The following is a 460-nucleotide window of genomic DNA, read 5'->3' on the forward strand; positions in this document are numbered from 1 at the left end:
ATCAGTTAATTTTCCGGATTAGTATAATTGAACCTGTTCGATATTTCTCAGGTAAGCGACTTTACGTTCACGAGTTAGAAGAGAGAATTTAAACTCTTTGGGATAACCGCTGCTACGCAGTGAAAGTGGGGTGGCGATGCGTGTGTAGTATACGCTATTTGGAAGTCTCAATAAGTACATCTGTGCTACCTTTCTGTGCGAGATGATTTTCGAGGCTTTAGATACGAAAAAACCGCTGTAAAAACAGCGGTTTAATCTTTAAGAGTGGTGGAGGGATAGGGATTTGAACCCTAGAACCGCTATTAACGGTTGCCGGTTTTCAAGACCGGTGCTTTCGACCACTCAGCCATCCCTCCAACAAATTGTCATCAACAGATTAGTACACTGTTGAGGTTGTTATTTGCTAATGCAAGTAACGATACCTTTTGTATTCACCTTTCAAAAAAGTGAAAATAAATTT

General features: G+C 40.2%; 1 protein-coding gene and 1 tRNA gene. Both read right to left on the reverse strand.

What is annotated here, in order from left to right:
- Positions 1-18 precede the first annotated feature (18 nt).
- Positions 19-180, reverse strand: a complete 162-nt coding sequence (locus tag AB4371_RS22260) for a DUF6538 domain-containing protein (protein WP_372099047.1) — start codon at positions 178-180, stop codon at positions 19-21.
- 85 nt (positions 181-265) lie between these two features.
- Positions 266-356, reverse strand: a tRNA-Ser gene (locus tag AB4371_RS22265).
- Between the last annotated feature and the right edge of the window lie 104 nt (positions 357-460).

This window comes from Vibrio sp. 10N.261.51.A3 (genome assembly GCF_041471965.1).
Lineage (GTDB): Bacteria > Pseudomonadota > Gammaproteobacteria > Enterobacterales > Vibrionaceae > Vibrio > Vibrio crassostreae_C.